At 68.7% G+C, this 26,731-nt stretch carries 25 protein-coding genes; 12 read left to right on the top strand and 13 right to left on the bottom strand.

Annotated elements, in window-relative coordinates; translation table 11 throughout:
• Positions 1-19: 19 nt before the first annotated feature.
• Positions 20-1,717, bottom strand: coding sequence for an adenine deaminase (gene ade, locus R5H32_RS15515; protein WP_318339599.1), 1,698 nt, complete (start codon positions 1,715-1,717; stop codon positions 20-22).
• A gap of 65 nt (positions 1,718-1,782) precedes the next feature.
• Entirely contained in the window at positions 1,783-2,262 is a 480-nt protein-coding gene (locus R5H32_RS15510; protein WP_318339598.1) for an Lrp/AsnC family transcriptional regulator, read from the bottom strand.
• Between the two features lie 149 nt (positions 2,263-2,411).
• On the opposite strand from R5H32_RS15510, the gene R5H32_RS15505 reads away from it, so the two are divergent.
• Genes R5H32_RS15505 through R5H32_RS15495 form a run of 3 tightly spaced genes read left to right on the top strand, consistent with a single transcriptional unit; the run spans position 2,412 to position 5,516 of the window.
• Positions 2,412-3,602 (top strand): diaminopropionate ammonia-lyase, encoded by a 1,191-nt coding sequence (locus R5H32_RS15505; protein ID WP_318339597.1) that lies wholly within the window; start codon positions 2,412-2,414, stop codon positions 3,600-3,602.
• Positions 3,599-4,765, top strand: a complete 1,167-nt coding sequence (locus R5H32_RS15500) for a Xaa-Pro peptidase family protein (protein WP_318339596.1) — start codon at positions 3,599-3,601, stop codon at positions 4,763-4,765. Before R5H32_RS15505 ends, R5H32_RS15500 begins: the two co-directional genes overlap by 4 nt.
• A 10-nt stretch (positions 4,766-4,775) precedes the next feature.
• Positions 4,776-5,516, top strand: coding sequence for an Asp/Glu racemase (locus R5H32_RS15495; protein ID WP_318339595.1), 741 nt, complete (start codon positions 4,776-4,778; stop codon positions 5,514-5,516).
• Between the two features lie 94 nt (positions 5,517-5,610).
• On the opposite strand, the gene R5H32_RS15490 is transcribed toward R5H32_RS15495, so the two are convergent.
• The 10 genes from R5H32_RS15490 to R5H32_RS15445 all read right to left on the bottom strand — a co-directional run bounded on the left by R5H32_RS15490 (position 5,611) and on the right by R5H32_RS15445 (position 14,553).
• Complete coding sequence (locus R5H32_RS15490; protein ID WP_318339594.1) at positions 5,611-5,799, bottom strand: hypothetical protein; 189 nt, start codon at positions 5,797-5,799, stop codon at positions 5,611-5,613.
• Between the two features lie 31 nt (positions 5,800-5,830).
• Positions 5,831-7,387: a cytochrome D1 domain-containing protein gene (locus R5H32_RS15485; protein WP_318339593.1), complete on the bottom strand. Its 1,557-nt coding sequence runs from the start codon at positions 7,385-7,387 to the stop codon at positions 5,831-5,833.
• The gene (nirJ, locus tag R5H32_RS15480; protein ID WP_318339592.1) at positions 7,362-8,573 is read right to left on the bottom strand and encodes a heme d1 biosynthesis radical SAM protein NirJ; all 1,212 of its coding nucleotides are present in this window, start codon (positions 8,571-8,573) and stop codon (positions 7,362-7,364) included. The genes R5H32_RS15485 and nirJ overlap by 26 nt, the downstream gene beginning before the upstream one ends.
• A 1-nt stretch (position 8,574) precedes the next feature.
• Positions 8,575-9,063: an Lrp/AsnC family transcriptional regulator gene (locus R5H32_RS15475; protein WP_318339591.1), complete on the bottom strand. Its 489-nt coding sequence runs from the start codon at positions 9,061-9,063 to the stop codon at positions 8,575-8,577.
• Positions 9,060-9,533: an Lrp/AsnC family transcriptional regulator gene (locus R5H32_RS15470; protein ID WP_318339590.1), complete on the bottom strand. Its 474-nt coding sequence runs from the start codon at positions 9,531-9,533 to the stop codon at positions 9,060-9,062. Before R5H32_RS15470 ends, R5H32_RS15475 begins: the two co-directional genes overlap by 4 nt.
• Positions 9,530-10,522, bottom strand: a complete 993-nt coding sequence (locus R5H32_RS15465) for an AsnC family transcriptional regulator (protein ID WP_318339589.1) — start codon at positions 10,520-10,522, stop codon at positions 9,530-9,532. The genes R5H32_RS15470 and R5H32_RS15465 overlap by 4 nt, the downstream gene beginning before the upstream one ends.
• Before the next feature lie 2 nt (positions 10,523-10,524).
• A complete protein-coding gene (locus tag R5H32_RS15460) occupies positions 10,525-11,664 on the bottom strand; it encodes a cytochrome D1 domain-containing protein (protein WP_318339588.1) in 1,140 nt (379 codons plus the stop codon).
• Positions 11,661-11,966 (bottom strand): cytochrome c, encoded by a 306-nt coding sequence (locus tag R5H32_RS15455; protein WP_318339587.1) that lies wholly within the window; start codon positions 11,964-11,966, stop codon positions 11,661-11,663. Before R5H32_RS15455 ends, R5H32_RS15460 begins: the two co-directional genes overlap by 4 nt.
• Positions 11,959-12,732, bottom strand: coding sequence for a uroporphyrinogen-III C-methyltransferase (gene cobA, locus R5H32_RS15450; protein ID WP_318339586.1), 774 nt, complete (start codon positions 12,730-12,732; stop codon positions 11,959-11,961). The genes R5H32_RS15455 and cobA overlap by 8 nt, the downstream gene beginning before the upstream one ends.
• 66 nt (positions 12,733-12,798) lie before the next feature.
• Positions 12,799-14,553 (bottom strand): cytochrome D1 domain-containing protein, encoded by a 1,755-nt coding sequence (locus R5H32_RS15445; RefSeq protein ID WP_318339585.1) that lies wholly within the window; start codon positions 14,551-14,553, stop codon positions 12,799-12,801.
• A gap of 133 nt (positions 14,554-14,686) precedes the next feature.
• On the opposite strand from R5H32_RS15445, the gene R5H32_RS15440 reads away from it, so the two are divergent.
• The 8 genes from R5H32_RS15440 to R5H32_RS15405 all read left to right on the top strand — a co-directional run bounded on the left by R5H32_RS15440 (position 14,687) and on the right by R5H32_RS15405 (position 23,456).
• Positions 14,687-16,750, top strand: a complete 2,064-nt coding sequence (locus R5H32_RS15440; protein ID WP_318339584.1) for a 4Fe-4S binding protein — start codon at positions 14,687-14,689, stop codon at positions 16,748-16,750.
• Entirely contained in the window at positions 16,747-17,994 is a 1,248-nt protein-coding gene (locus R5H32_RS15435; RefSeq protein ID WP_318339583.1) for an NnrS family protein, read from the top strand. Before R5H32_RS15440 ends, R5H32_RS15435 begins: the two co-directional genes overlap by 4 nt.
• A gap of 74 nt (positions 17,995-18,068) precedes the next feature.
• Positions 18,069-18,521, top strand: coding sequence for a c-type cytochrome (locus R5H32_RS15430; RefSeq protein ID WP_263336655.1), 453 nt, complete (start codon positions 18,069-18,071; stop codon positions 18,519-18,521).
• A gap of 12 nt (positions 18,522-18,533) precedes the next feature.
• A complete protein-coding gene (locus R5H32_RS15425) occupies positions 18,534-19,904 on the top strand; it encodes a cbb3-type cytochrome c oxidase subunit I (RefSeq protein WP_318339582.1) in 1,371 nt (456 codons plus the stop codon).
• Between the two features lie 8 nt (positions 19,905-19,912).
• Positions 19,913-20,716: a CbbQ/NirQ/NorQ/GpvN family protein gene (locus R5H32_RS15420; protein ID WP_318339581.1), complete on the top strand. Its 804-nt coding sequence runs from the start codon at positions 19,913-19,915 to the stop codon at positions 20,714-20,716.
• A gap of 8 nt (positions 20,717-20,724) precedes the next feature.
• Positions 20,725-22,644 carry a nitric oxide reductase activation protein NorD gene (locus R5H32_RS15415; protein WP_318339580.1) on the top strand — a complete coding sequence of 640 codons (1,920 nt, stop codon included), beginning with the start codon at positions 20,725-20,727 and terminating at the stop codon, positions 22,642-22,644.
• The gene (locus R5H32_RS15410) at positions 22,641-23,201 is read left to right on the top strand and encodes a cytochrome c oxidase subunit 3 (RefSeq protein ID WP_318339579.1); all 561 of its coding nucleotides are present in this window, start codon (positions 22,641-22,643) and stop codon (positions 23,199-23,201) included. The genes R5H32_RS15415 and R5H32_RS15410 overlap by 4 nt, the downstream gene beginning before the upstream one ends.
• A 3-nt stretch (positions 23,202-23,204) precedes the next feature.
• Positions 23,205-23,456 (top strand): nitric oxide reductase F protein, encoded by a 252-nt coding sequence (locus tag R5H32_RS15405; RefSeq protein WP_318339578.1) that lies wholly within the window; start codon positions 23,205-23,207, stop codon positions 23,454-23,456.
• Positions 23,457-23,633: 177 nt separating this feature from the next.
• Here the strand turns inward: R5H32_RS15405 and R5H32_RS15400 are convergent, their stop codons facing one another.
• Complete coding sequence (locus R5H32_RS15400) at positions 23,634-24,341, bottom strand: Crp/Fnr family transcriptional regulator (protein WP_318339577.1); 708 nt, start codon at positions 24,339-24,341, stop codon at positions 23,634-23,636.
• Positions 24,342-24,620: 279 nt separating this feature from the next.
• On the opposite strand from R5H32_RS15400, the gene R5H32_RS15395 reads away from it, so the two are divergent.
• On the top strand, positions 24,621-26,726 hold the full coding sequence (locus R5H32_RS15395) for a 4Fe-4S binding protein (protein ID WP_318339733.1): 2,106 nt from the start codon (positions 24,621-24,623) through the stop codon (positions 26,724-26,726).
• Positions 26,727-26,731 lie beyond the last annotated feature (5 nt).

The raw sequence follows: 26,731 nt of genomic DNA, 5'->3' as shown, positions 1-26,731 counted from the left end.
CGGGTTTCCTGCGTCGGGCTCACCCCGGAATGATCTCGAACTTCGTCACGTCCACCATGCCCCGGTCAGTGATCTTCAGCGCCGGGATCACCGGCAGCGCGAGGAAGGCGAGCTGCAGGAACGGCTCCTCCAGCGTGACGCCGAGCCCCGTCGCCGCCGCGCGCAGGGCCACCAGCCGGTCGCGCACCGTCTCGAACGGGTCGAGGCTCATCAGCCCCGCCACCGGCAGCGCGAGCTCGGCGAGCACCTTGCCGCCCTGCGCCACGACGAAGCCGCCCTCGATCTCCGCAAGCCGGTTCGCGGCGAGCGCCATGTCGGCATAGTCGGCGCCGACGACGGCGATGTTGTGGTGGTCGTGGCAGACGGTCGAGGCGATGGCCCCGGCTTTCAGCCCGAAGCCCTTCACGAAGCCGGTGGCGATGTTGCCGTTCTTCCCGTGCCGCTCCACCACCGCGATGCGGATCAGATCGCGGGCGGTGTCGGGGCGCTTGTCGCCATCCTCGATGGGAATGTCCTCGCGCAGATGCGCGGTTATGATCTTGCCCTCAATGATGCCGATCACATCGGTCTCGGTCCGGTTGGCCCTTGCGCGAAAATCCTCGGCCCGCACGACCGGCGCCTTGACCGAACCGCGCCCGACCGGGGGGATGGTCTGCCGCGCGGCAAAGGCGGCATCATCGACGCGCCGCCCGGCGCAGAGGACAAGCCTTGCATGGCAGCCTTCGAGGCTGTCGACCGCGACGATGTCGGCCCGCTTGCCCGGCGCGATCTGGCCGCGATCCTTCAGCCCGAAGGCCTCCGCCGCCGACAGCGACGCCGCGCGGTAGACCGCGAGCGGAGAGGCGCCCTTCTCGATCAGCCGCCGGATCATGTAGTCGAGATGGCCATGCTCGGCGATGTCGAGGGGATTGCGGTCGTCGGTGCAAAGGCAGAGATAGGCCGAGCTCGCCTCGGTCAGAACGGGCGCCAGCGCCTCGAGATCCTTCGAGACGGAGCCCTCGCGGATCAGCACCCGCATCCCCTTCCTCAGCTTCTCCAGCGCCTCCTCGGCGGTGGTCGCCTCGTGCTCGGTGCGGATGCCGGCGGCGATATAGGCGTTGAGGTCGCGGCCCGAGAGCTGCGGGCAGTGGCCGTCGACATGGCCGCCCTCGAAGAGCGCGAGCTTCGCTATCGCGCCGGGATCGCGGTGGATCACGCCGGGATAGTTCATGAATTCGGCAAGCCCGATGCCCGAGGGATGTTCCATCAGCGGCGCCAGGTCCGCCGCCTCAATCCGGGCGCCGGCGGTCTCCATATGCGTCGACGGCACGCAGGAGGAGAGCTGCACCCGGATGTCCATCAGAGTGTGGCGGCTCGCCTCCTGGAAGTAGCGGATGCCGTCCGTGCCTACCACGTTGGCGATCTCGTGCGGGTCGCAGATCGCGGTGGTGACGCCGCGGGGCGCGACGCAGCGGTCGAACTCGAACGGGGTGACAAGCGAGCTTTCGATATGCAGATGCGTGTCGATGAAGCCCGGCACCAGCACCAGCCCCGCGACGTCGATCACCTCGCGACCCTCGTAGTCGGCGCCGATGCCCACGATAGTGTCGCCGCAGACCGCGACGTCGCCCGCGATCATCGCCCCGGTCACGGTGTCGAAGACCGTGCCGCCCCTGAGAACGATATCGGCCGGCTCGTCCCCGCGCCCCGCCGCGATCCGCCGTTCAAGTTCCGCCATCGTCTCCGCTCCGTTCCAAACCGCCCGCCCAGAAGACCCCTTTCCGCGCCGCCCGTCCAGATCGCTCAGGCGTCGAGGCTGACGCCGAGCCCCACCTTCACCCGGTCCATCACGATCGAGGTCTTGAACTTGCTGACCTCGGGCGTGCCGAAGAAGTTCTCCTGCGTGAAGGTCTGGTACTCGGCGATGTCTCTCACGACGAGGATCAGCGTGAAATCCGCCTCGCCGGTCGTGTAGTAGCATTGCTGCACCAGGGGCGCGTCCTGCATCCGCCGCTTGAAGCTTTCGAGTACGCCGAGATTCTCGCGCTCCATCGAGACCTCGACGATGATCGTCATCCCGCGCCCGGCCGCTCCGGGATCGAGGATCGCGATCTCGCGCTCGACCACGCCGGTCTCGCGCAGCCGCTTCAGCCGTTTCTGCACCGCCGCCGGCGAGAGGCCGAGGTGCTCGGAAAGCTGCTCGGCGGTGCGGCGGCAGTTCTCCTGCAAAAGCTCGAGGAGGCGGAGGTCGAACGGGTCGAGCGCGGAGAGTCTTTCGGGCATGGGAGGCCTCCGGTTTGATGGCGTATGAATTTCGCACGTTACCGCGACATGATCGACGAAAATCGGACGGTTTCCGTCACTGATATCCCGAAATCGTATGCCGGAATGCGCTACCCATCACCCAACGCAGCGCGAGGAGGAGACAGCGCATGACCCAGCATTTCGACCCCGCGAAGATCGGCCATGTCCATGTCGACCCCACCCCCGGCGCCGCCGCCGAGGAGGTGCTGACCCGCGCAGACTTCGCCCGCGCCATCGCCGAGATCACCCAGTGGCCGGGCTACGCGCCGACGCCGTTGCACCGGCTCGGCGATCTCGCCCGCGAGCTCGGGCTGGCCGCGGTCCTCTACAAGGACGAGGGGCCGCGCTTCGGGCTCGGCAGCTTCAAGGCGCTGGGCGGTGCCTATGCCGGCGCTTGCGTCCTGCAGCGCGAGCTGTCGCGCCGGCTCGGCCGCGAGGTGGCGCTGGAGGAGATCCGCAGCGGCAAGCTTGCGGGCGAGGCGGCGAAGATCACGCTCGCCTCGGCGACCGACGGCAACCACGGGCGCTCGCTCTCGTGGGGCGCGCGGATGTTCGGCGCGCCGTGCCGGATCTATGTCCACAGGGATGTGAGCCAGGGCCGGATCGACGCGATGCGCGATCTGGGCGCGACGGTCGTGGTGGTCGATGGCGACTACGACGACTCGGTGCGGGCGGCGCGCGAGGACTCCGAGGCGAACGGCTGGTTCGTCGTCTCCGACACGTCGTGGGAGGGCTACACCCAGCCGCCGCGCGACGTGATGGCGGGTTACGGCGTGATGACCAACGAGGTGACCGGCGCGATGGAGACGCCGCCGACCCATGTCTTCCTGCAGGGCGGCGTCGGCGGGCTCGCGGCCTCCGTCACCGCTGCGCTGCGCCAGGCATGGGGAAAGGCCGGCCCCCGCGTGGTGATCGTGGAGCCCGACCTCGCCGCCTGCCTTTACGAGAGCGCGAAGGCGGGCCGGGCCACCCCGGTCGCCATCGCCGAGGAGACGGTGATGGCGGGGCTCTCCTGCGGCGAGCCCTCGACGCTGGCATGGAAGATCCTGTCCGAGGAAGCCTCGGACTTCCTCACCATCCCCGACGATTACGTCGCGCCCACGATGCGCCGCCTCGCGCGGCCGGAGGGCGCGGATCCGGCGATCAAGGCGGGCGAATCCGCGGTCGCGGGCCTTGCCGCGGTCATCGCCGCGGCGGGCGACGAGAGCCTGCGCGCGGCGCTCGGGCTCGACGCGGGCTCGGTCGTGCTGGTGATCGGCTCCGAGGGCGTGACCGATGCCGCGATCTACGACCGCATCATGGCCGGGGCCGCGCGATGAGCGTCCCCGAACGCGGCTTTCCGACGGCGGAGTTCGAGGCGAGGCTCGACCGCGCACAAGCGCTGATGGCGGGCGCCGGGCTCGACGGCATCCTGGTGATGACCGAGGCCGAGGTGCGCTATTTCTCGGGCTACCAGACGCTCTTCTGGCAAAGCCCGACCCGGCCGTGGTTCCTCTTTCTGCCGGCGAAGGGCAAGCCCGTCGCGGTGATCCCCGAGATCGGCGCGGCGCTGATGCGGCGGACCTGGGTTGAGGATATCCGTACCTGGTCCGCGCCCGCGCCCGAGGATGACGGGATCGGGCTCCTGACCGACCTGCTCGCGCCCTATGCCGGGCGCGGGGCGAAGATCGGCCTGCCGAAGGGGCACGAGACGCAGCTCCGGATGCCGCTGGGCGATTACGAGCGGCTGATCGCCGGGCTGCCGGGGCTCAAGGTCGAGGACGCGACGCCGATCATCCGTGCGCTCCGCATGGTGAAATCGCCGCGAGAGATCGAGAAGATCGGCTATATCTGCGCCATCGCCTCGCGCACCTTCGCGCGGGTGCCGGACTTCGTCCATTCCGGCCAGCCGCTGGAAGAGACCTTCCGCGCCTTCCGCCGCGCCTGTCTCGAAGAGGGGGCGGACGACGTTCCCTATCTTGTCGGCGGCGCCGATCAGGGCGGCTATGACGACGTGATCTCGCCCCCCTCGTCGCGGCCGCTGCAGGCGGGCGACATCCTGATGCTCGACACAGGCTCGGTCTTCGACGGGTATTTCTGCGACTTCGACCGCAACTGGGCTGTGGGCCGCGCCGACGACGCCTCGCGGCGCGCCTATGACGTGCTCTGGCGCGCGACCGAGGCTGGGCTTGCGGCCGCGCGCCCTGGCGCCACCTGCCGCGACCTCTTCCGGGCGATGCAGGGCGTGATCGCCGAGTTCGACACCGGGCCGGGCGATGTCGGGCGGCTCGGCCACGGGCTCGGGATGCAGCTCACCGAATGGCCCTCGCATGCCATGTTCGACGAGACCGTGATCGAGGCGAACATGGTGCTGACGCTGGAGCCGTCCTTGAGCTACGGTGCAGGGCGGATCATGGTGCACGAGGAGAACATCGTGGTGACCGACGGCGCGCCGGTACTTCTGTCGACGCGCGCCGCGCGGGATCTGCCGGTAATCGGCTGAGGGAGGGGCGATGAAGCTGCCATTCGCGACCGACGCGGGCATGGGGCCGGGGGCCACGCTCGGCCTCATCGTGCTGCCCGCCGACGAGACGCTGGAAAACGAGATGCGGCTGCTGCTGCCGGGATCCGGCGTCGCGCTCTATCACAGCCGAATCGAGATGCCGCCCGAGGTGACGCCCGAGACGCTCGCCGGCATGGAGGCGGCGTTGCCGCAGGCTGCGGGGATGCTGCCCGAGGTGGCCTTCGACGTGATCGGCTATGGCTGCACCTCGGGCGCGACCGTGATCGGCCCCGAAGGGGTCGCGCGGGCGATCAACCGGGCGCGGCCGGGCGCCAGGGTCACCGACCCGGTCAGCGCGACGATGGCGGCGTGCCGGGCGCTCGGGTTGAAGCGGCTCGGCTTCGTGACGCCTTACGTCGAGAGCGTCTCGGCGGCGATGCGGGCGCTCTTGGAGGCGAACGGGTTCGAGATCGCGGGTTTCGGCTCGTTCGAGGAGGGCGACGACCGCGTGGTAGCAAGGATCGCGCCGGAGAGCATCCTTTCGGCGATCGAGGCGGTCGATGCGATGGCCGCGTGCGACGGGGTCTTCGTCTCCTGCACCAACCTGCGCGTCGCGGGGATCGCGGCAGAGGCGGAACGGCGGATCGGCAAGCCGGTGATCTCGTCCAACCTCGCGCTCGGCTGGCACATGCGGGTGCTCGCGGGTCTGACCGGCCCCGCGCCGATCGCCTCGCGGCTCTTTGGCGCCTGAGCCGGCGAACGCCTTGACGCAGGGATAGGATAGGGCGCTTCCCTCCCCACGAGGGGGGAGGGGAGGCGCCTTAACCCGGCGTGGTTTCTCTGCTTTACCGCGCCGCCTCGTCGAGGAGGTGGCGCACCCAGCGCCCGGCGGCCCAGGTCGCGGGGATGCCGAGCGGCAGCGAGAGCCAGAGCGTGGTGACGGGCGAAAGCGCCGAGAGACCGACCGCCAGGCCCATCAGCGCCAGCATGAAAAGGTTGATCGCCACCGCGGCGGCGGCGAAGGGATAGAGCATGAGCCCGAGCTTCCAGACCGGCCAGCGGCCCTCAATGGCTGGTGCCGTCCGAGAAGGTGATCTTGTTCCAGACATTGTACTTTCCTGAGGGCTTGCGCATCGGCAGCCGCTTCACCTCTTCGAAGGTCTTGGCGTCGTAGACGATGACCGCGCCGTCATCCTCCCAGATCGAGACCAGCGCATGGCTGCCGTCGCGGGTGAACTCGGTATGGGCGACGGTCTTGCCCGGCGCCGGGTTGAGCGTCCTGACGATCTCCAGCGTTTCCTTGTCGATGATCTGCATCGCGTCCTTGTTCGGTCCGAAGAAGACATCGGCCCAGACATAGGGACTGTCCTCGTGACTCCTGAGGAAGAAGCCGGGCCCCTTGGTGTCGATCGTCTTCACGATCGTCCAGTCGTCGATGTCGATCACCGAGAGAACGCCCTCCTTCAGATGCGGCGTCGCCATCACCCGGTGACCGTCCCGCATCCAGGAGATGCCGGACCCCAGATGCGGCATCCCCGGCAAGGGCAGTTCCGCGATAGGCCGGCCGACGATCAGGTTGACGACGACGCCTTTGTCGCCCTCCCGGCTCGCGCCGATCAGGTTGGCGTAGTCTGGCGTGAAGAAGAAATCGTCGAGCGGCTCGTCCACCATGATCCGGCGCCGCGCGAAGAGCCCCTGTTCCGCGGCGAGCGCTTCCTCCATGCCGGCCTCGAAACTGTGAACGAAGCCCTCGTGATAGGGCCCGGCGTCCGGGTCGGTCGCAATCTCCCAGATTTCCGGCGTGTCCTTGAGGGCGAGGACGAAGCTCTTGCGCTCCGGCGCCTGGTAGACGGCGGAGACGCGCGAGGCAGTGCCGTCGCGGCCGATGACGTCGATCACCTTCGCGACGCTCAGATCCTCGGTCGAGAGGATCGTCAGCGTCATCGGCAGGTAGTTTGCGACCGCAAGCCACTTGCCGTCATGGCTCATCGCGATGTTGCGGGAATTGAGCCCGGCGCGGACCCGGCCGACCTCGTGGAGCGACCAGATATCGTATTTCTGCACCCAGCCGTCGCGCGACATGATGAAGACGTAGCGGCCGTCGGGCGAGAATTTCGGGCCGCCGTGGACCGCGAAGGGCGTGGCGAAGCGGTCGAGCACATCGAACGTGTCTCCGTCGAGCACGCTGACATGGTGATCGCCGGTCTCGACCACGAGCGTGATGTTCATCGGATCGCCCGAAAAGACCGGCGCTGCGGCCGGGGTGTAGTCGGCCACCATCTCGCGGGTGCCGTCGATGTCGGCCTCGGTCCATTCCGGCACCTCGGCGAGCGGTTCGCCGAGATGGGCGGCAAGTGCCGTGATGTCCTCGGCCCGGAGCGTTTCGGCGAAGGCGGGCATCTGCGTCGCCGGGCGGCCGTGGGCGATGACGTCCTCGACGGCGGGGCCGCGCATGCGGCCCAAGGTCTCGGGGATCAGCGCGGGGCCGGTGCCGCCGAGGCGGTTCTCGCCGTGGCAGCTCGCGCAGTGCTCGGAGTAGAGCGCGGCGGGATCGGCGAGGGCGGGGACGGAGGCCAGCGCGAGCGCGGCGAGGAGGCTAGAAGAAACGGTGCGCAGGATCATGGCTCTTGCCCCGGAAGGGTGCGACGGTGAGACGGTCGGACTCCTCGACGCCGATCTCCTCGGCGGAAAGGTAGCAGGCGGGGTCCTCGGCCCAGGGATCGCCGGTCAGCTGCAGGGCGCGGATGCGGGTATTGCCGCCGCAGACCTCCTTGAACGCGCAGGCGCCGCAGCGGCCCTTGAGGGGGCGCGGGCGCTGGCGCAGCGTCGCGAGCATCGGGTCCGCCCCGGTCCAGAGCGCTGAAAAGGGCTCGGTCTTGACGCTGCCGATCGTGTAGTCGGACCAGTAGGTGTCGGGATGCACCCGGCCCTGATGGTCGATGTTCGCGACCCCGAGGCCCGAGGAATTTCCGCCCCAGGCTTCCAGATGCGCCCGCACATGCGCGGCCTTGTCGGCATCGAAATTGCGCTCGACCCAGCGCAGGAAATAGACCGCGTCGGCGTCGTTGTTGCCGGTGACGATCTCCAGCGGGCGGCCCTTCGACACCGCGTCCCAGGCGCGGTCGATCAGGAGGTCCATCGCCCGGCGGGTGCGCTGGTGATCGGTGTCCTCGCCCCGGTGCTTGTCGCCGCGCCCGGCATAGACGAGGTGCGAGAGGTAGAACTTGTCCACCCCCTCGGCCTCGCAGAGGTCGAGCATGCCGGGCAGGTCCTCGGCATTGCTCTCGGTAATGGTGAAGCGCAGGCCGACCTTTATGCCGCGCGCCTTGCAGTCGCGCACGCCCTGCAGCGCCTCGGCATAGGCTCCCTCGACGCCCCGGAACCAGTCGTTCCGCTCGCCGATCCCGTCGAGCGAGATGCCGACATAGTCGAAGCCGAGATCGGCCACCCGCCGCGCGGTATCGCCGGTCAGCTTGGTGCCGTTCGTCGACAGCGACAGGTGGCGGAACTTCAGGTCGCGGGCGCGTTCGGCCAGCTCGAAGAAGTCGAAGCGCGACAGGGGCTCGCCGCCCGAGAGGATCAGCGCGAAGACGCCGAATTCGTGCAGGTCGTCGAGCACACCCATCGCCTGTTCGTGGGAAAGCTCGCCGGGGAAATGCACGTCCGCCGAGGTCGTGTAGCAATGGCGGCAGCGCAGGTTGCAGCGCCGGGTCAGGTTCCAGATCACCACCGGCTTCACTGGACCGGTGCGGCGACGCACCGGGGTCGGGTGGACAAGCTCCTGCATGTACTGGGTCAGCCGGAACATTCTAGCCTCCTTCCGTCTTCAGCCTGAGGCCGGTCTTTTTCAGGATCCGCGTCGAATAGAGGATATCCGAGGCGCGGAGCGCGTCGCCGAGAAGCGCCGCAATCTCGGTGCGCAGCGCCTCCACCTCGTCCCGCGTGGTGCCGTGGATCATCGCGAAGAGGTTGTAGGGCCAGTCGGGCAGGGCGCGGGGGCGCAGGTAGCAATGCGACACGAAGGGAAGCGCCCCGACCGTCGCGCCAAGCCGCTCGGCGGCCTCGTCGGCGACGTCCCAGACGCTCATCCCGTTCGCGGCCATCCCGAGCGCGTAATGGTTGGGCGCGAGCGCGATGCGGCGGATGATACCGCGGCCCTGCATCGCCGAGAGCCGCCCGAGGAGTTCGTCCTCGGGGATATCCAGCCGGTCGGCCAGTTCGGCATAGGGCTCGGCCACCAGCGGCAGCCCGGCTTGGGTCGCTTCGATGATCCGGCGGTCGGTTGCGTCGATCCTCATGCCGCCACCCGGAAGCCGATGAAGAATTCCTTCAGTTTCGGGAAGCGCAGGACCGGGAGCCCGGTCGCGGCCTCGATCCTCCCGGCGGTGGCGGCGATCTCCTCCGGCGTCGCGGTTGCCAGCACGAACCACATGTTGAGCCGGTGGCTGCGGGCGTAGTTGTGGGCGACCTCGGGGATGGCGTTGACGATCTCGGTAACGCGGTCGAACTGCGCCTCGGGCACCGCCATCGCGCAGAGGCAGAAGGCGCCACCCATCGCTTCGGCGTCATAGAACGGGCCGAAGCGGGTGACCGCGCCGATCTCCTTCAGGCGGGCGATGCGGTCGATCAGCTCCTGTTCGGCAAGGCCCAATGCCGCGCCGGCCTCGGCGAAAGGTCTGGGGGCAATCGGAAAGCCCTCCTGCAGCGCGTTGAGGATGCGCCGGTCGGTCGCGTCGAGCGCGCCTTCGGGGAGGGCTGCGCGTCTCATGCCGCCACCGTGCCGCGGTCGTGAACCAGCGCACCGGTCTGCTTGAAACAGCGCAGCGAAAAGAGGACCTCGTGGTCCTTGTCCCGAAGCTCGGGCAGGTCGGCCGCGCCCGTGAGGATGTCGAGCGCCTCGCTGCGGGTGCGGGCGTGGATCATCGAATAGAGCCGGTAGCGCCATTTCCCCGGCGCCGGGCGGCGCTGGTAGCAGAGCGTGACGCCGGGATAGCTGGCGAGCGCGGGGCCCGCCCGGTCGATCTCGGCCTCCGGCACGTCCCACACGACCATCGCGTTCGAGCGCCAGCCGATGGCGCGGTGGCGCACGATGATGCCGAGCCGGGTGAGGATGCGCGCCTCGGTCAGGGCCCGGAGCCGCGAAATAACCTCCATCTCCGGCCGGCCGAGATCGTCGCCAAGCGCCGCGAAGGGCCGCGCGACGAGCGCCAGCCCGTCGGTCATCGCCTGGATGATCGCGCCGTCGTCGGGGCGGATGGCGCTGAGGTCGGCCGGGGCGGAGGCAGGCGGCATCCGCCGCTCGCCCTCGAGCGGGAAGCCGAGATCGACGTTGAAGGCGCGAACGAGCGGCAGGTCGAGAACCCTCAAGCCGGTGCGCTTCTCGATCCGCGCGAGCGTCGCATCGAGATGGACCCGGTCCGGCCCGGTGCCGACGAACCAGAGGTTGAGCGCGTTCTCGCGAAGATAGGAATGGTTCACCCCCGGCTCGGCGCCGACGATGGCGGCGACCTCGTCGACGCGGAGGTCGGGCACCTCCATCGCCGCGAGCGTCGAGGCGCCGATCGTGTTCGGCCGGCAGGTGCCGCCGACGCGGGCGATGGCGCCCATCGCGGCAAGGTGGCGGAGCCGCGCCAGCACCTCCTCCTCCGAAAGCCCGAGTGCCGCGCCGATCTCGGCGAAGGGATGCGGCACGAGCGGCAGGTCGCGCTGCCAGGCCTCGATCAGCCGCTTGTCCTCGGGGCGGAGCATCATCGTCATGGTCAAAGTCCCGTTCGGTGGGCGCGGGCGGTGAAGAAGATGCCCGAGGGGCTTTCCGCCGCCACCTCGCCCAGTTTCTCGAAGGTCTCGGTGTCGTAGATGTCGACGCGGTTCTCGTCGCGGACCGAGATCCAGACCTCGTGTCCGCGCGGCGTGAACTCCATGTGGAGGACGGCGGGACCGGGTTTCATCTCGTGGATCACCTCGTGCGTCATCCGGTCGATCACCTGCACGGTGTCGTTCAGCGGATGGGCGAAGTTGACCCAGACCTGCCTCCCGTCGGGACGCGCCATCGCGAAGACCGGTTGGCCGTGGGTCTCTGTGCGGCCCGTCTCGCGGAAATCGCGGGCGTCGATCCAGAGGACTTCGTGATGGCCGACCGCGGGCAGGACGAACTCGCCCGCCGCCTCGGCCCAGCCTTCCAGATGCGGCATCTTGTAGACCGGCAGCTCCTCCTCGCCGCGACCATAGCCGGGCAGCACCCGGATCGGCTCCGGCGTCTCGTCCCAGAGGTCGAGCGCGGTCAGGCCGTCCTCGCCGAAAAGCCCGGTGATGTAGGTTCGACCGCTGCCGGCGAGAAGCGCGTCATAGGGATTGGCGCCCATGCCGGTGACCTTGGTGATCGCCGGTTCGGCCCCCTTCATGTCGGCGATCCAGGTCTCGCCCTTGTCCCAGAGCGTGAAGACGAAGCGGCGGCCGGGCGCATCGACGAGGCCGATGGTTTTCGACTCTGTCGGGATGTCGGCGACCATCTCCAGCGTTTTGGCGTCGAAGACCCGGACCCCGCCCGGCTCGTAGTTCGAGACCGCGACGAGCGTGCCGTCGTCCGAGATCGCGCCGCCGATAGAGTTGCCGGCCTGCAGGACGCGGGCGACGATCTCGCGGCTGAGGATATCGACCTTGGAGAGCCCGCCGTCGCGGCCGAAGACATAGGCGTAGCGTTCGTCCGGCGAATAGACGAGCGAGGCGTGGGAGAGGTCGCCCAGACCTTCGATCCGCCCGATTGCGGCGCGGTCGGACTGGTCGACGACGACGAGCGAGCCGGTCGCCCGCTCTACGATGAGGCCGAGATCGCCAGTCGCGCGGTATTCGTCGGCCAGTGCCGGCGTCGCGAGACAGAGGGCGAGAAGCGCGTATTTCATTGCGGCGCATCCTTGAGATAACGGGCGATCCACAGCGCCTCCTCCTCGCTCAGGAGCGGGCGCCAGGGCGGCATCGCGGTGCCGGGCACGCCGTCGAGGATGATCGAGGCGAGGCCCTCGGGTTCGGCGTCAGCCAGAGCCGCAGGTGTCAGCGGCGAGCCGAGCCCGCCCTTCAGTGTCAGCCCGTGGCAGGAGCCGCAATCCTGCGTGACCAGCCGTTCGAGGCGGGCCGCGTCGGTCGCCTCCGTCGCCGCGGCGGGCAGGGCGAGGCCGAGAATCGCGAGGGCGAAAAGGCTACGCATTGGCCACCATCGGCAGGTCGGCAAGGAGTTCGGGCAGCGGTTGCGCCGCATGGAGCGAGACGACCTCGCCGACGATGAAGAGGACGGGCGCTTCCAGCCCGGCGGCCTCCTCGGCCACCCGCGACAGCGTCGAGACGACGCGAGCCTCGCGCGGCGTGGTCGCCGAGGCGACGGCCATCGCGGGCAGATCGGCGGGGCGGCCGCGGCGGATGAGTTCGGCGGCGATCGCGGCCATGGTCGCGGCGCCCATGTAGATCACGAGCGTCGTGTCGGGTCGGGCAAGCCCGTCCCAGTCGAGGTCGAGCGCCGCATCGGCGGCGCGGTGGCCGGTGACGTAGCGCACGCCGGTCGCGAGCCCGCGATGGGTGAGCGGCACGCCGGTGGTGCTGGCGGCACCCTGCGCGGCGGTGATTCCGGGAACGTAGTCATGAGGAATGCCCGCGTCGCGGAGCGCCTCGGCCTCCTCGGAGCCGCGCCCGAAGATCAGGGGGTCGCCGCCCTTGAGGCGCACGACATTCAGCCCCTGACGGGCAAGATCGACGAGAAGCCGGTTGATCGACTCCTGCGGCATGGTGTGGTGGCTGGTGGCCTTGCCGACGGAAATCCGCCGCGTCGCGGCCGGGATCAGCGCCATGATCTCGGGCGAGACGAGTCGGTCGTGCACGATCACGTCGGCCTCGGTGAGAAGCCGGTGGGCGCGGAGCGTCAGAAGCTCCGGATCGCCCGGCCCGGCGCCGACGAGATGGACCTGACCTTCGGTTGTCATCGCATTGGCACTCCGGTTCGGCTGGCTTGGGAGGGGAGGGCCGCGACCGGCCCTCCCCAAGGTGTGTCAGTAGACGTCCTGACGGGTGTTGAAGACGTTGAACTTGCCCGTGGGCGTGATCAGGCGCGGGTCCTTGATCACATGCTTGAGTTCGAGCGTCTTGTCGTCGACCACGACGATCGCCGATTCCTGCTCCTTGCCGTTCCAGACGGAGAACCAGATCTCGGTGCCTTCCTTGTTGAACTCGCCCTGCACGACGCGCGGCTGGCCTTCCGCGATGCCGGCCCATTCGCCGATGGGCAGCGTCACGAATTCCGGCTCCTCCTCGGTCATCGCGTCGATCTTGAACACCGCGACCGAGGCCGAGATTTCCGGATCCGGGTTCAGCGGTGCGTCGACATAGAGGTGGTTCGAGTTCGGATGCGTCTTGATGAAGAGCGAGCCGCCGCCGAGGGCGTAGAAGCTCTGCACCATCTTCCAGGCATGGTCGGCATGGCCTTCCGGATCGGTGCCGATCAGCGCCACGGTCTCGTCGCCGAGGTGCGAGGTCGCCCAGACCGGCCCGTAGACCGGGTGGGTGAAGTTCGCGCCGCGGCCCGGATGCGGCGTCGCGCCGCCGGTCTCGATCAGCGCGGTCAGCTCGCCTTCCTTGGTGTCGACGACTGCCACCTTGCCGCGTGCGTTGGCCGCGACGAGGAAGTAGCGCTTGGTCGAGTCGAAGCCACCGTCATGCAGGAACCTTTCGGCCTCGATCTCGGTCACCTTGAGGTTCTTGATGTCCGAGTAGTCGACAAGGAGGATCTTGCCGGTCTCCTTCACGTTGACGATGAATTCCGGGTTGTAGTGCGAGGCCACGATCGAGGCCACCCGCGGTTCGGGGTGGTAGGTCTGCTCGTCGTAGATCATGCCGCGGGTCGACTGGATCTTCAGCGGCTCGAGCGTGTCGCCATCCATGATCACGTATTGCGGCGGCCAGTAGCTGCCGGCGATGGCGTACTTGTCCTCGTAGCCCTCCATCTTGGAGGTTTCGATCGAGCGGGCTTCGGACCCGACCTTGATCTGCGCAACCGTCGCCGGGGTCTCCATCCAGAGGTCGACCATGTTGACGAGCGCGTCGCGGCCGATCACGAAGAGGTAACGGCCCGAGGCCGAGATGCGGCTGATGTGGACCGCGTAGCCGGTATCGATGACGGCCTTGATCTCGTAGGTTCCGCCGTCGATCAGCGCGACCTGGCCCGAGTCACGCAGCGTGACCGAGAACAGGTTGTCGATGTCGATGTCGTTCATCTTCTCGGTCGGCCGGTCCTCCGGCGGCACGATGAGCTTCCAGCTCGCGCGCATTTCCGGCATGCCGAACTCCGGCGGTGCCGGCGGCTCCAGAAGCAGGTAGCGCGCCATCAGGTCGATCTGCGCTTCGGTCAGTTCGCCCGAGGTGCCCCAGTTGGGCATGCCTGCCGGCGAGCCGTAGTTGATGAAGCTCTGCAGGTAGTCGTAACCCACCTCGCGGGTAATGTCGGTCGTGAGCGGCTTGCCGGTCGCGCCCTTGCGCAGAACGCCGTGGCAGCCGGCGCACCGCTCGAAGTAGATGGTCGTTCCTTCCTGGAACTCCTCGGCGGTCATGACCGGATCGTCCGGCTTGCGCCCCGGGATCTCCACTTGCAGCTGGCCGAGCGTCGTCATGCTCGGCTCGTAGGCGGCAGCGGGGCCGTCGGCGTGGTCGGCTGGTTTTTCCTGCGCGATTGCGCCCGACGCGCCAAGCGCCAGGGCAAGTGCCGCGCTGGCGAGCAGGCGCTGCCTGGCACGGATTGGCTGAGTTTTCATGACGGGTATCTCCGATCGCTGGTGAGGCACCAAGACGCTGCACCGAAGCCCGCGGTCGTACCTTGACTTTGATCAAGGTAGACAAATTCACCCTGGCGCAGTTTTGCGCGACGTTCCGAGCCCGGAGGCGCCGATGCCCGTGATCCGGCCAGTCCGGCGCCTTCTGGCCGCCGTTCTGTTCGCCCTTTTCGCCGCTGCGGCCCAGGCCGCAGGCCTCGCCGCCGATACGATCGCGCCGGCGGAGCCCGACGCCGTGCTCGCGGCGCAGCTTCTCGGCGCCGAAGGTCCGGTGACGGTGATCCGCGAGGAAGGCGCCGTGCCGGGCTGGCGGGCCGAGGCCGGCGGCGCGATCCTCGGCCACCTAGGCTCGACCTGGGAGATCGCGGGCTCGGTCGGCTACTCGGGGCGCCCGCTCGACGTGATCGTGGCGCTGGCGCCCGACGGGCGGATCGCCGGGGCGCAACTGATGGCGCATGCCGAGCCGGTCCTGACCCTCGGTATCTCGGATGCCGACATCGCCCGCTATGTCGGCGGGTTCGCCGGTGTCGACCTGACCGCCCCGCGCGAGAGCCTGACCGACGCGCGGACCGACATGCCCGACATCATCTCGCGCGCGACCGTCTCCACCGCCGCGATCCGCGATGGCATTCTGCGCACCGCGCGCGCGCTCGCCATCGGCCGCGGCCTGATCTCCGAGACCGGCGGGATCGACCGCGTCGGCTTCACCGCGCTCGACTGGCAGGGGCTGGTCGCAACCGGCGCGCTCGCCCATGCGACGATGACACTCAGCGAGGCGCGGGCGGCGCTCCAGGGCGGAAAGACCCCGCCGCCCGAGGGGGAGGCGCCGTTCCTCGATCTCTGGGCCGGGTTGATCGACCCGCCGACGGTGGGACGCAATCTCCTCGGTCAGCAGAACTTCACCCGTGCCATTGGGGCGCTTGGGGCCAAGGACGTCGCGCTGATCCTCGTCTCCTCGGGGCTCCATTCGCCGCGTGGCACCGCCTGGCGCCAGAGCGGCACTTTCGACCGGATCGCGGTGGTGCAGGGCGGGGTCCGCCTGCAGCCGACCAAGGACGACTACATCTTCGTCAAGAAGCTCCTCATCGAGGGCGCCCCGGCGGTGAAGGAGATCGGCATCTACCGCCTCGCCGCCGACGGCTTCGATCCGGTGCAGCCGTTCCGGGTCGAGATCACCGCCACCCGGCCGGCCGAGAGCGGCGGGGATGACGTAGCGACCGTGATCGGCGCCGACTACGCGCTGCCTGACGCGTTTCAGCTGGCGCCGCCGCCCGAACCGGAGCCGCTCTGGCGCTCGGCCTGGCAGAACAAGCGCCCCGCCATCGTGATCGTCGTGGCGATGCTCTCGGTGCTGACGCTGATACTCTTCCTTCAGGAAGGATTCGTGCGCCGGCCGAAACTCTGGCGCCTTGTGCGGCTCGGCTTCCTCGCCACCACGCTCCTCGTTCTCGGCTGGGGATTGAACGGGCAGCTTTCGGTGGTGCAGGTCGTGGCCTTCCTGCACTCGCTCCTAACCGGATTCCGCTGGGAGACCTTCCTCGTCGATCCAGTGATCTTCATCCTGTGGAGCTTCACCGCGCTCGGCCTCCTGTTCTGGGGCAGGGGGGTCTATTGCGGCTGGCTCTGCCCGTTCGGGGCGTTGCAGGAACTCCTGAACGCTGCGGCCCAGAAAGTCGGCGTCAAGCAGATCGCGGTGCCGCAGGCGCTGCACGAGCGGCTCTGGGTGATCAAGTACACGCTCTTCCTCGCGATCCTCGCGCTGTCGTTCTACTCGATGCACGACGCGTTGGTGCTGGCCGAGGCGGAACCGTTCAAGACCGCGATCTCGCTTCGGTTCCTGCGCGCCTGGCCATTCCTGGCCTTCGTCGCGGTGCTCCTTGGTGCGGGGCTCTTCATCGAACGGTTCTATTGCCGCTACCTCTGCCCCTTGGGCGCCGGCATCGCGATCCCGGCGAAGCTGAAGATCTTCGACTGGCTGAAGCGGCGCCCGCAATGCGGCCGCGAATGCCGGCTTTGCGAGACGAAATGCACCGTCGGCGCGATCGACCCCCTAGGCCGGATCAATCCCAACGAATGCGTCCTCTGCCTGCGCTGCCAGGTGATCTACCACGACGCCAGCACCTGCACGATCCTGAAGCGCCGCAGCCGGGCGCCGGGTGCCACCGGAGATTCCCAATGACCGCCATCAAACGGCTTTTCGGAGAGGGCTTCCGCGTCTTCTTCCTCGCCGCAGCCCTCTACGCGATCCTCGCCGTTGCGGCGTGGGAAGCCTGGCTCGCCGCCGTCGCGACCGGAATGGGCGGGCTCGCGGGCCTTGTCCCCGATGCGGTGCCGCCGCAGCTCTGGCATGCGCACGAGATGGTCTTCGGCTACGCGGCGGCCGCGCTCGGCGGGTTCTTCCTGACGGCGGTGCCGAACTGGACCGGGGCCAAGGCGGCGCGGCATCTCTTCATCGCCACCGCCGCCTTGCTCTGGCTTCTCGGGCGGGTCGCGCTCTGGTCGGTCGGAACGCTGCCGCCGGTCATCGTGGCGGTCGCGGACCTCGTCTTCCTGCCGGTCCTGGCGGCAAAGGTCGCGACCCAACTCGTCCGAAGGCCGAAGCCGCAGAACGTGATGTTCCTCGGCCTCATCGCCATCGTCTGGACCGGGGATCTGATGATGCATCTCGAATGGACCGGCGTGACCGCGGATACGCTCGACGCCGGCTTGCGCGGCGGGCTCTTCGGGCTTGCGGCGATGATCGCGGTCCTTGGCGGGCGGGTGACGCCGGCCTTCACCCGCAACGCGATGGTCCAGTCGGGGCGCGAGACCGGCCTGCCGGTGTCGCGGCGTCCCTTGGAGATCGCCGGCAACGCGGGGGCCATCGCCCTGCCGCTCGCGATTCTCTCGGGGTTGCCGGCTGCGGTCACCGGCGCCATCGCGGTTCTTGCCGGCGCGGCGCTGCTCGCCCGGCTCGCGGGCTGGCGCGGGCTCTGGATGGCGGCGCTGCCGATTCTCTGGGCGCTGCACCTCGCCTACCTGATGCTCGGGCTCGGGATGATCGCCTATGGTCTCGCCCGGCACGGCATCGGCGATGAGATCGCCGCCCTCCACCTCGTCGCGATCGGCGCGGTGGGCGGCATGACGCTGGCGATGATGAGCCGCGCGACGCTCGGCCATACCGGGCGCCCGCTCGTCGCGCCGGGGCCGGTGGCGGCGGGTTATGTGCTCGTCGCGCTCGCGGCCCTTGTGCGCTGGGTCGGCGCGGCGCTTCCGCCGGACCTCTACATGCCGGCGATGCTCGTCTCGGGCGCGCTCTGGCTCGCCGCCTTCCTGCTCGCCACGGTGGCGCTCTGGCCGGCCTTCTGGGGGCCGCGCGCGCCGCGCCAGGACGCGCCCAAGGCGCCCGGTCGAACGAACGGGCAAAGCCGCGTTGCTGCTTGACTTATGTTAAGGCGGCGAAACGGTTTTCCGGGCTTTGTCGCGTCACTGAAACCGCTCCGAAAAAGGAGAGCGCAATGCGCGAAGTCATGACCAAGAGCATGGCGAGGAACGTCTTCTACGGCGGCTCCCTGTTCTTCATCGTGATTTTCCTGGGGCTGTCGGCCCACAGCCATTTCTACATCGTCAACACCTCGACCGACAAAGCGGGGCTGACGGAAAGCGTGGCCGCCGGCAAGCACATCTGGGAAAAGCACGCCTGCATCAACTGCCATTCGATTCTGGGCGAGGGCGCCTATTTCGCGCCCGAGCTTGGCAACGTGATGACCCGCTGGGGCGTCGCGGACGACCCCGAGGCGGCCTACGAGTCGCTGAAAGCCTGGATGGACGCGATGCCCACGGGCATCGAGGGCCGCCGTCAGATGCCGAACTTCGGCCTGAGCGATCAGGAATACCGCGAGCTTACCGATTTCCTGCTGTGGACCAACAAGATCCGCACGCAGGACTGGCCCCCGAACGACGCGGGCTGAGGAGGGACGATCATGAAATATCAGACTCAGAAAATCGCCCTCGCCTATTTCGCGGTGGCCCTCGCGCTTTTCGCGGTTCAGGTCACGATGGGCCTCGTCTTGGGCTACATCTACGTCGCCCCGAACTTCCTGTCGGAGATCCTGCCGTTCAACATCGGCCGGATGCTGCATTCCAACAGCCTCGTCGTCTGGCTGATCACCGGCTTCTTCGGCGCGGCCTATTTCCTCATCCCGGAAGAGGCCGAGCGTGAGATCCACTCGACCAAGCTCGCCTATATCCAGCTCGCGATCCTCGTGCTCGGTACGGCGGGCGTGGTCGTCACCTATCTCTTCAACCTCTTCGAGGGGAACTTTCTTCTCGGCAAGGAGGGGCGCGAGTTCCTCGAACAGCCGAAATGGGTGAAGGCCGGGATCGTCGTCGCGGCGCTGATCTTCCTCTACAACGTCACGATGACGGTGCTTAAGGGCCGCAAGACCGCGATCACCAACATCCTGCTCCTCGGCCTCTGGGGGCTCGCGCTCCTGTTCCTCTTCGCCTTCTACAACCCGTCGAACCTCGCGCTCGACAAGCAGTACTGGTGGTATGTCGTCCACCTCTGGGTCGAAGGCGTCTGGGAACTGATCATGGCCGCGATCCTCGCCTACCTGATGCTGAAGCTGACGGGCGTGGACCGCGAGGTGGTGGAGAAATGGCTCTACGTCATCGTCGCCGCCGCGCTCTTCTCGGGCATCCTCGGCACCGGCCACCACTACTACTGGATCGGCACGCCGGCCTACTGGCAGTGGATCGGGTCGATCTTCTCCTCGCTCGAGGTGATCCCGTTCTTCGCGATGATGTCCTTCGCCTTCGTCATGGTCTGGAAGGGCCGCCGCGACCACCCGAACAAGGCCGCACTCCTGTGGTCCCTGGGCTGCGCCACGCTCGCTTTCTTCGGCGCCGGCGTCTGGGGCTTCCTGCACACGCTGCATGGGGTGAACTACTACACCCACGGGACCCAGATCACGGCCGCGCACGGTCACCTCGCCTTCTTCGGGGCCTATGTCGCGCTGAACCTCGCGATCATGTCCTACGCGCTGCCGCTCCTGAAAGGGCGCGACCCCTACAACCAGGTGCTCAACATGGCCTCGTTCTGGCTGATGTCGGGCGGCATGGTGTTCATGACCTTCACGCTGACCTTCGCGGGCACCGTGCAGACGCATCTCCAGCGCGTCCTCGGCATGAACTACATGGAGGTGCAGGACCAGCTCTGGATCTTCTACGCGATGCGGCTCGGTTCCGGCGTGGCGGTCGTGCTCGGTGCGGTGCTTTTCATCTACGCGGTGCTCGTGCCGCGGCGGGAGATCATCGCGCGGGGCGCCTCGTCCCTGTCGGCGGCGGAGTGAGCGCGATGATGGACGGAAACATCAACCTGAGGGGGGCCGAGGCCCCCTTCTACCTCCCCCACGGCGACGAATGCGAGATCTTCGCCGCCGCCTACGGCAACGGCCTGCCGGTCCTTCTCAAGGGGCCGACGGGCTGCGGCAAGACCCGTTTCGTGGCGCATATGGCGGCAGCACTCGGCCGGCCGCTCTACACGGTCGCCTGCCATGACGACCTGACCGCGGCCGACCTGATCGGGCGCTACCTTCTCAAGGGCGGCGAGACGGTCTGGGTCGACGGCCCCCTGACCCGCGCGGTGCGCGAGGGTGCCATCTGCTATCTCGACGAGGTGGTTGAGGCCAGGAAGGACGTGGCCGTGGTGTTGCATCCCCTGACCGACGACCGCCGCATCCTGCCGATCGACCGCACCGGCGAGGAGCTGGAGGCAGCACCCGGCTTCATGCTGGTTGCCTCCTACAACCCCGGCTACCAGAACATACTCAAGACGCTGAAACCCTCCACCCGCCAGCGGTTCGTGGCGATGGAGTTCGACTTCCCGAAGCCCGATCACGAGGCCGCCGTCGTCGCCCGAGAAAGCGGCCTCGACAGGGGGCGTGTGCGCTCGCTTGTGCGGCTCGCCGGCAAGCTCCGCGGGCTGAAGGGGCAGGACCTGGAGGAGGGCGTTTCCACCCGGCTCGTCGTCTACGCGGCGACGCTCATTGCCGGAGGAATGGGCGTCGACCGCGCGATCCGCGTCGCGATGGTCGAGCCCCTGACCGATGACGAGGACGTCAAACGCGGGCTGCTCGATCTTGCAACGGCCGTTTTCGGGTGAGGCCGGCCATGGGCAGGATCGAGTTCGAGCCATGGGAACCCGAGGAAAGCGTCGGGAAACTGTGGCACGCGCTTGCCAGCCGTCTGGACGCGCCGAAGGCGCATGACGAAGCCCGCGTCGACCTCTCCGAGGTCGCTGGGCGGCTGGCGGTTCTTTTTCGCGGCCTGGGCGGCGCGCCCTCGGTCGAGTTCCGGCCGGCGCGCGACGAGGTCAGCCACCACCGGCTCTCGCTCGCCCGCCGCCTCGGCACCGAGGTCGAGCGGGTCGCCCGCGCGAGCTTCGACGGCGAGGTGCTGCGCCTGCCCGAGGCGCTCACCGTCTTCCCGATGCGCGAGGCCAATGCCGCGCTCTATGTCTGGCTCGCCGCCGCCGCCGCCCATGCCGGCGGCCCGGTGGCCGAGGCCGACCCTCTGCGCGCCGATCTTCGCGCCATCAGGGCGGCGCGCGAGATGGTTGCTCTGACTCTGGAAAACGCGCCGGGGCTCCGGGCGCTGCATGACGAGCTGGCCCGCGCCTGCCTGCGGCAGCGCGACCTTCCCGTCCTGCCGGAAACCGAGGCCGCGGTGGAGGCGCTGGTGCGTCAGGCGCTCGGCGATCCCGCGCCGCTGCCTGCGCGCGCCGAGGCGCTCCTGTCGGCCGCCGAGGTGACGGCGCCGCGCCGCTACCGACCGTTCCGCCCGGTGCCGCTCTGGCCCGACCTGCGCCCCGCCGACACCTCGGCGGGATCGGAAGTCGAGACCCGCGACACCGACGGCACGCCCGAGGACACCGAGGGCCGCACGACCCGCGCCCGCCGCCGCAAGGCCGATCAGGCCGAGCGCAAGGACAGCTTCATCCTCCACAAGTTCGAGGCGATCCTGAGCTGGGCCGAGTTCCTGAACCTCAACCGTCGCGTCGAGGACGACGACCACGACGCCGCCAAGAAGGCCGCCGAGGATCAGGACGAAATCGGTCTCGGCCAGGTCTCCAAGGCCCCGGCGACGAAGCTCAAGCTGCATCTCGACCTCGCGCCCGAGGATGTCGACCGCGAGGCCCTGTCGGGCACGTTCCTCTACCCCGAATGGGACGTGAGGACCGGCCAGTACCTTGCCGCCCATGCCCGCGTCCTCGCCTCGAAGGTCGAACCGGGCGACGCGGTGCCCTCGTTCCGCGCCGACCCGGCCGCGATGCGGCGCATCGCCCATGTCCGCCGCCAGTTCGAGGCGCTGAGGCCGGGGCGTATCTCGCAGCCGGGCTACCCGGACGGCGACGACCTCGACCTGGAAGCCGCCGTGCGGTCGCAGGTGGAGTTCAACGCCACGGGGCGCGCGAGCGAGCGGATCTGGCGCCAGACGCGGCCGGTCGCGCGCGACCTCGCGGTCTCGATCCTCCTCGACACCTCGCGCTCGACCGAGAGCGCGGTGACCGGGCGCAGCGTCATCGACATCGAGCGCGAGGCGCTGGCGGCCCTCGCCTGGGGGCTCGATGCCTGCGGCGACGATTTCGCGATCCACGCCTTCTCCTCGCTCAAGCGCGACCGGGTCTATGTCACCGGCTGCAAGGACTTCGGCGAGCCGATGTCGGATCTGGTGGAGCGGCGCCTCGGCGCCTTGCGTCCCGGCTTCTACACGCGGCTCGGCGCGGCGATCCGGCATGTCTCGGCGGAGCTCTCAGGCCAGGCGAAGAAGCGGCGGCTCCTCATCGTCATCACCGACGGCAAGCCGAACGACCTCGACCATTACGAGGGCCGCCACGGCATCGAGGACAGCCGCATGGCGGTGCGGGAGGCCGAACGCGCGGGCCACGCGGTCTTCGGCATCACCGTGGACCGCGACGGCAAGTCGTGGTTTCCGCGCATGTTCGGGCGCGGCGGCTATGCCCTCGTGCCGCATCCCGACCGGCTGATCACCGCGCTGCCCGAGATCTACCGCAGGCTCGTCGGCGCATGACCGATCTTTCGTCTGACCACGGCCCCTTCGACGACCTGCCCGGCGACCTGATGATCTGGGTGCTGATCGTCTCGGAACTGCTGGTCTTCGGCGCGGGCCTCGCGGCCTTCCTCGCGGTGCGCGCGACCGACCCGGCGGGCTTTGCCTCTGCGCAGGCGGCGCTGCACCCGGCTGCGGCGGCGCTCAACACCGCCGTCCTCGTCACCAGCGGTTTCGCGGCCGCCCTGGCCACGTGGGCGTCGGAAGCGGAGCGGCCCGCCGCCGGGCGGCTCTGGCTTGGTGCCGCGATGGCGTTCGGGGTGGTGTTCCTCGTCGTGAAGGGCTTCGAATATGCCGATCTCGCCCAGCAGGGGATCGGCGTCGAGAGCCACGCGGCCTTCACCTTCTACTACCTGCTCACCGGCTTTCACGCCGCCCATGTCGCGGCCGGGGTGCTGATCCTCGGCCTCGTCGCGATTAGGCTCCGTCCCTACCCGGTCGAGACGGCGGCGGCCTTCTGGCACATGGTCGACCTCGTCTGGGTGCTGCTCTTCCCCGTGATCTACCTGATGGGCTGAGCCATGATCCGCGACCCGCTCCCCCGCGCCTGGGCGCTTCTGATCGGGCTCTCGCTCCTCTCGGCGGCGCTTGCCGACTGGTCCGATCCCGGCCGCCTTACCTCGATCCTGATCCTCGGTTTGGGTCTCGCGAAGGCGCGGACCATTCTCGCGACCTATCTCCGCCTCGCCGGTGCGCCGTTCTGGATGCGCGGCGCGGACTGGGTGCTCGCGCTCGTCGAGGTGCTGTTCCTGGGGCTCTACATCGTCGTCTGAACGCCTCGGGGCGGGGCAGTGCCGAGCCGGATTGGACCCTGGCGCTTCCCTCCCCCCTCGTGGGGGAGGGAGAGGGAGGGGGTGCTTCGGACCGGGCGCCCCCCACCCCCATCCCCTCCCCACGAGGGGGAGGGGAGGCGCTTGAGGCTCCCGCGATCCGTCTGGGTTGACCGCTGTCTAGAGCGCCTTGCTCCAGGCCTCGGCCGGGTCGCTTTCGGCGAAGGCGCGAAGCCCGCCGACGCTGCGGATCGCGGCGTGGTTCTTGCGCACGCTCACGCCATGCTCCTTGAGCCGCGCGAAGGCGCGCGACAGGCTTTCCGGCTTGATGCCGAGCCGGCCGGCGATCAGCACCTTGTCATAGGGCAGCGTGACCGTGCAGGCGCCCTCATCGACCGGGCAGAGCTCCAGGAGAAACTCCGCCACCCTTTGCGCGCCGGTCTGGGCCTTGAGCTGCTCGACCTGCGACACGAGGCCGTGGAGATGCACGAAGGTCGCGGCCAGAAGGCTCATCGCCAGTTCCGGTGTCTCGCGGATCAAGGCGGCGATGACGCGGGCGGGGACGAGGATCACCCGCGCCTCGGTCACCGCCTCGGCCGCCACCGGATAGTCGCGTTTCTGGAAGGCCAGCGCCTCGCCGAAGCTCTGGCCGCGGGTGAAGACACAGACGACCGCCTCGGCGCCGTTCGGCGCGATCCGGTAGAGCTTCACCCAGCCGTCGACGACGATGTGGATGCAATCCGCCGTCTCGCCCTGCAGGAAGAGCGCCGCGCCGCGTTCGAACGTCACCTCGCGCGACTGGTCGAGCACGGCGTCGGCCATCTCCGGCTCCAGCTTCGACAGCAGAAGCGAGTTGCGGGCGATCCTGCGGTCGGCGCTGGTGATCATGTCCTGTCCTTTGCGCGTTGTCGTCAATGACCGATCGGGGGGCCGACTCGGGCCCCGTCCTCGCGCCCTCGCTACCGCGCCGGACGGGTCCGCGATTTGACCTGTGACAAATAAGGATACGATTTTTATCGGGTTATCGGAACCAGCCCCCGGCAGCTTGACCTAAGTCAACGACATCCGGGGCGCTCCGGGTGCTTCTGGCGCGGAACCGCGAATACCTGGGACTGCCCCGTGCTACGTTTCCTGATCACTCTGGCGCTTGTTCTTTTACTCGCGCCGATGGCGCGCCCCGCGGGGGCCGAGACGCTGGCGGATTTCCTGCCGGATCTCGATCCCGCTGCCTTTGCGGAAGGTGCGGACGGATTCGGCGCGATCCGCGGCGACCTGCCCGTCGCGCCGGTGACGGCGAAGGGCGAGACCGTCGCCTGGGCCTTCCTCACCTCGGATTTCGTCGGCACGACGGGCTATTCCGGCAAGCCGATCCATGTCGTGGCCGCGATCTCGCCCGACGCGGTGCTGACCGGCGTGGAGCTTGTCAAGCATTCCGAGCCGATCGTCCTCATCGGGATTCCCAACGCCAAGGTGAAGGCGTTGACCGAAAGCTATGCCGGGATCGACCTCAAGGCCGAGGCCGCCGCTGGCGGCTCGGCGCATGACCTCGACATCATCTCGGGCGCCACCGTCACGATCATGGTGATCGACGATTCGATCATCCGCGCCGGGATCAAGGTTTCCCGCGCGCTCGGCCTCGGCGGGCTCGCGCCGGAGGCGCAGGGTGGACCGGCCCGCGCGCTTGACCCCGCCGTGACCGAGACCTCGGACTGGGAGACGCTCGCCGGAGACGGCTCGATCCGGCGGCTCGCGCTCGATGTCGGTCAGATCAACGCGGCCTTCGCCGCGACCGGCGACGCGAAGGCCATCGCCCGGCCCGAGCCGGGCGCGCCCGAGGATGTCTTCATCGACATGCAGGCCGCGCTCGTCAGCGTGCCGGCGATCGGGCGGAGCCTGCTTGGCGAGGCGGAATACGCGAACCTCACGAACTGGCTCGACGAGGGCGAGCACGCGGTCCTGATCCTCGGGCGCGGGCGCTATTCCTTCAAGGGCTCGGGCTATGTCCGGGGCGGCATCTTCGACCGGATCCATCTCATCCAGGGCGACCGCGCGGTGCGGTTCTTCGACAAGCAGCACCGGCGGCTCGGCGTGGTCGCGGCGGAGGGTGCCCCGACCTTCACCGAGCTCGACATCTTCAAGATCCCGGCCGATGCCGGCTTCGAACCGGCCGAGCCGTTTCGCATCCAGCTTCTCGCGCAACGGGCCATCGGTGCCGTCGACAAGACCTTCCTGACCTTCGATCTCGACTACCGGCTGCCGGAGCGGTTCCTGCTGCCCGCCGCCGCGCCCGCGACCGAGGCCTCCGTCGCCGCCGAGGAGGCGGCCGCCAAGACCGCGCTCTGGCAGCGGATCTGGCGCGACCGGACGGTCGAGATCGCCGCCCTCGGGGTGATGCTCTTCGTGCTGACGGCGGCCTTCTTCTTCCAGGTCCAGGCGACGCGGGACGCCCGCGCCTTCCTGTGGTTCCGGATGGGGTTCCTCACCGTCACGCTGGTGTTCATCGGCTGGTACGCGAACGCCCAACTCTCGGTCGTGAACCTGATGGCGCTGGCCGGCAGCCTGCGCGAGGGCTTCACCTGGGACGCGTTCCTCCTCGATCCGCTGGTCTTCATCCAGTGGTTCGCGGTGGCCGCCGCGATGATCTTCTGGGGCCGCGGCGCCTATTGTGGCTGGCTTTGCCCGTTCGGCGCGCTGCAGGAACTGACGAACCGCATCGCGCGGCTCTTCGGCGTGCCGCAATGGACCCTGCCCTGGGGGCTGCACGAGCGGCTCTGGCCGGTGAAATACGTGATCTTCCTCGTCCTCTTCGGCGTCTCGCTCGCCTCGATCCCGACGGCCGAGAAACTGGCCGAGGTCGAGCCCTTCAAGACCGCGATCATCCTCAAGTTCGTCCGCGACTGGCCCTTCGTGGTCTTTGCCGCCGCGCTCCTGATCGCCGGGCTCTTCGTCGAGCGGTTCTACTGCCGCTATCTCTGCCCCCTGGGTGCCGCGCTCGCGATCCCGGCCCGGATCCGCATGTTCGACTGGCTCAAGCGCTATAAGGACTGCGGCCATCCCTGCCAGACCTGCGCCATCGAATGCCCGGTCCAGGCAATCCACCCGACCGGAGAGATCAGCCCCAACGAATGCGTCAACTGCCTGCATTGCCAGGTCCTCTACCAGTCCGACGCGAAATGCCCCGTGGTCATCCGCCAGCTGAAGCGGCGGGCCTCCGTGGGGAAAGCACCGAAAATGGCCCAAGCCCGGCAGGACCGGGAACTGGCCGAAACCTGACCGAA

Origin of the sequence: Defluviimonas sp. D31 (genome assembly GCF_033436765.1) — a bacterium.
Taxonomy (GTDB): domain Bacteria; phylum Pseudomonadota; class Alphaproteobacteria; order Rhodobacterales; family Rhodobacteraceae; genus Albidovulum.
Note: the sequence above shows the minus strand (reverse complement) of the source record. Positions and strands in the feature narration are given on the sequence as shown.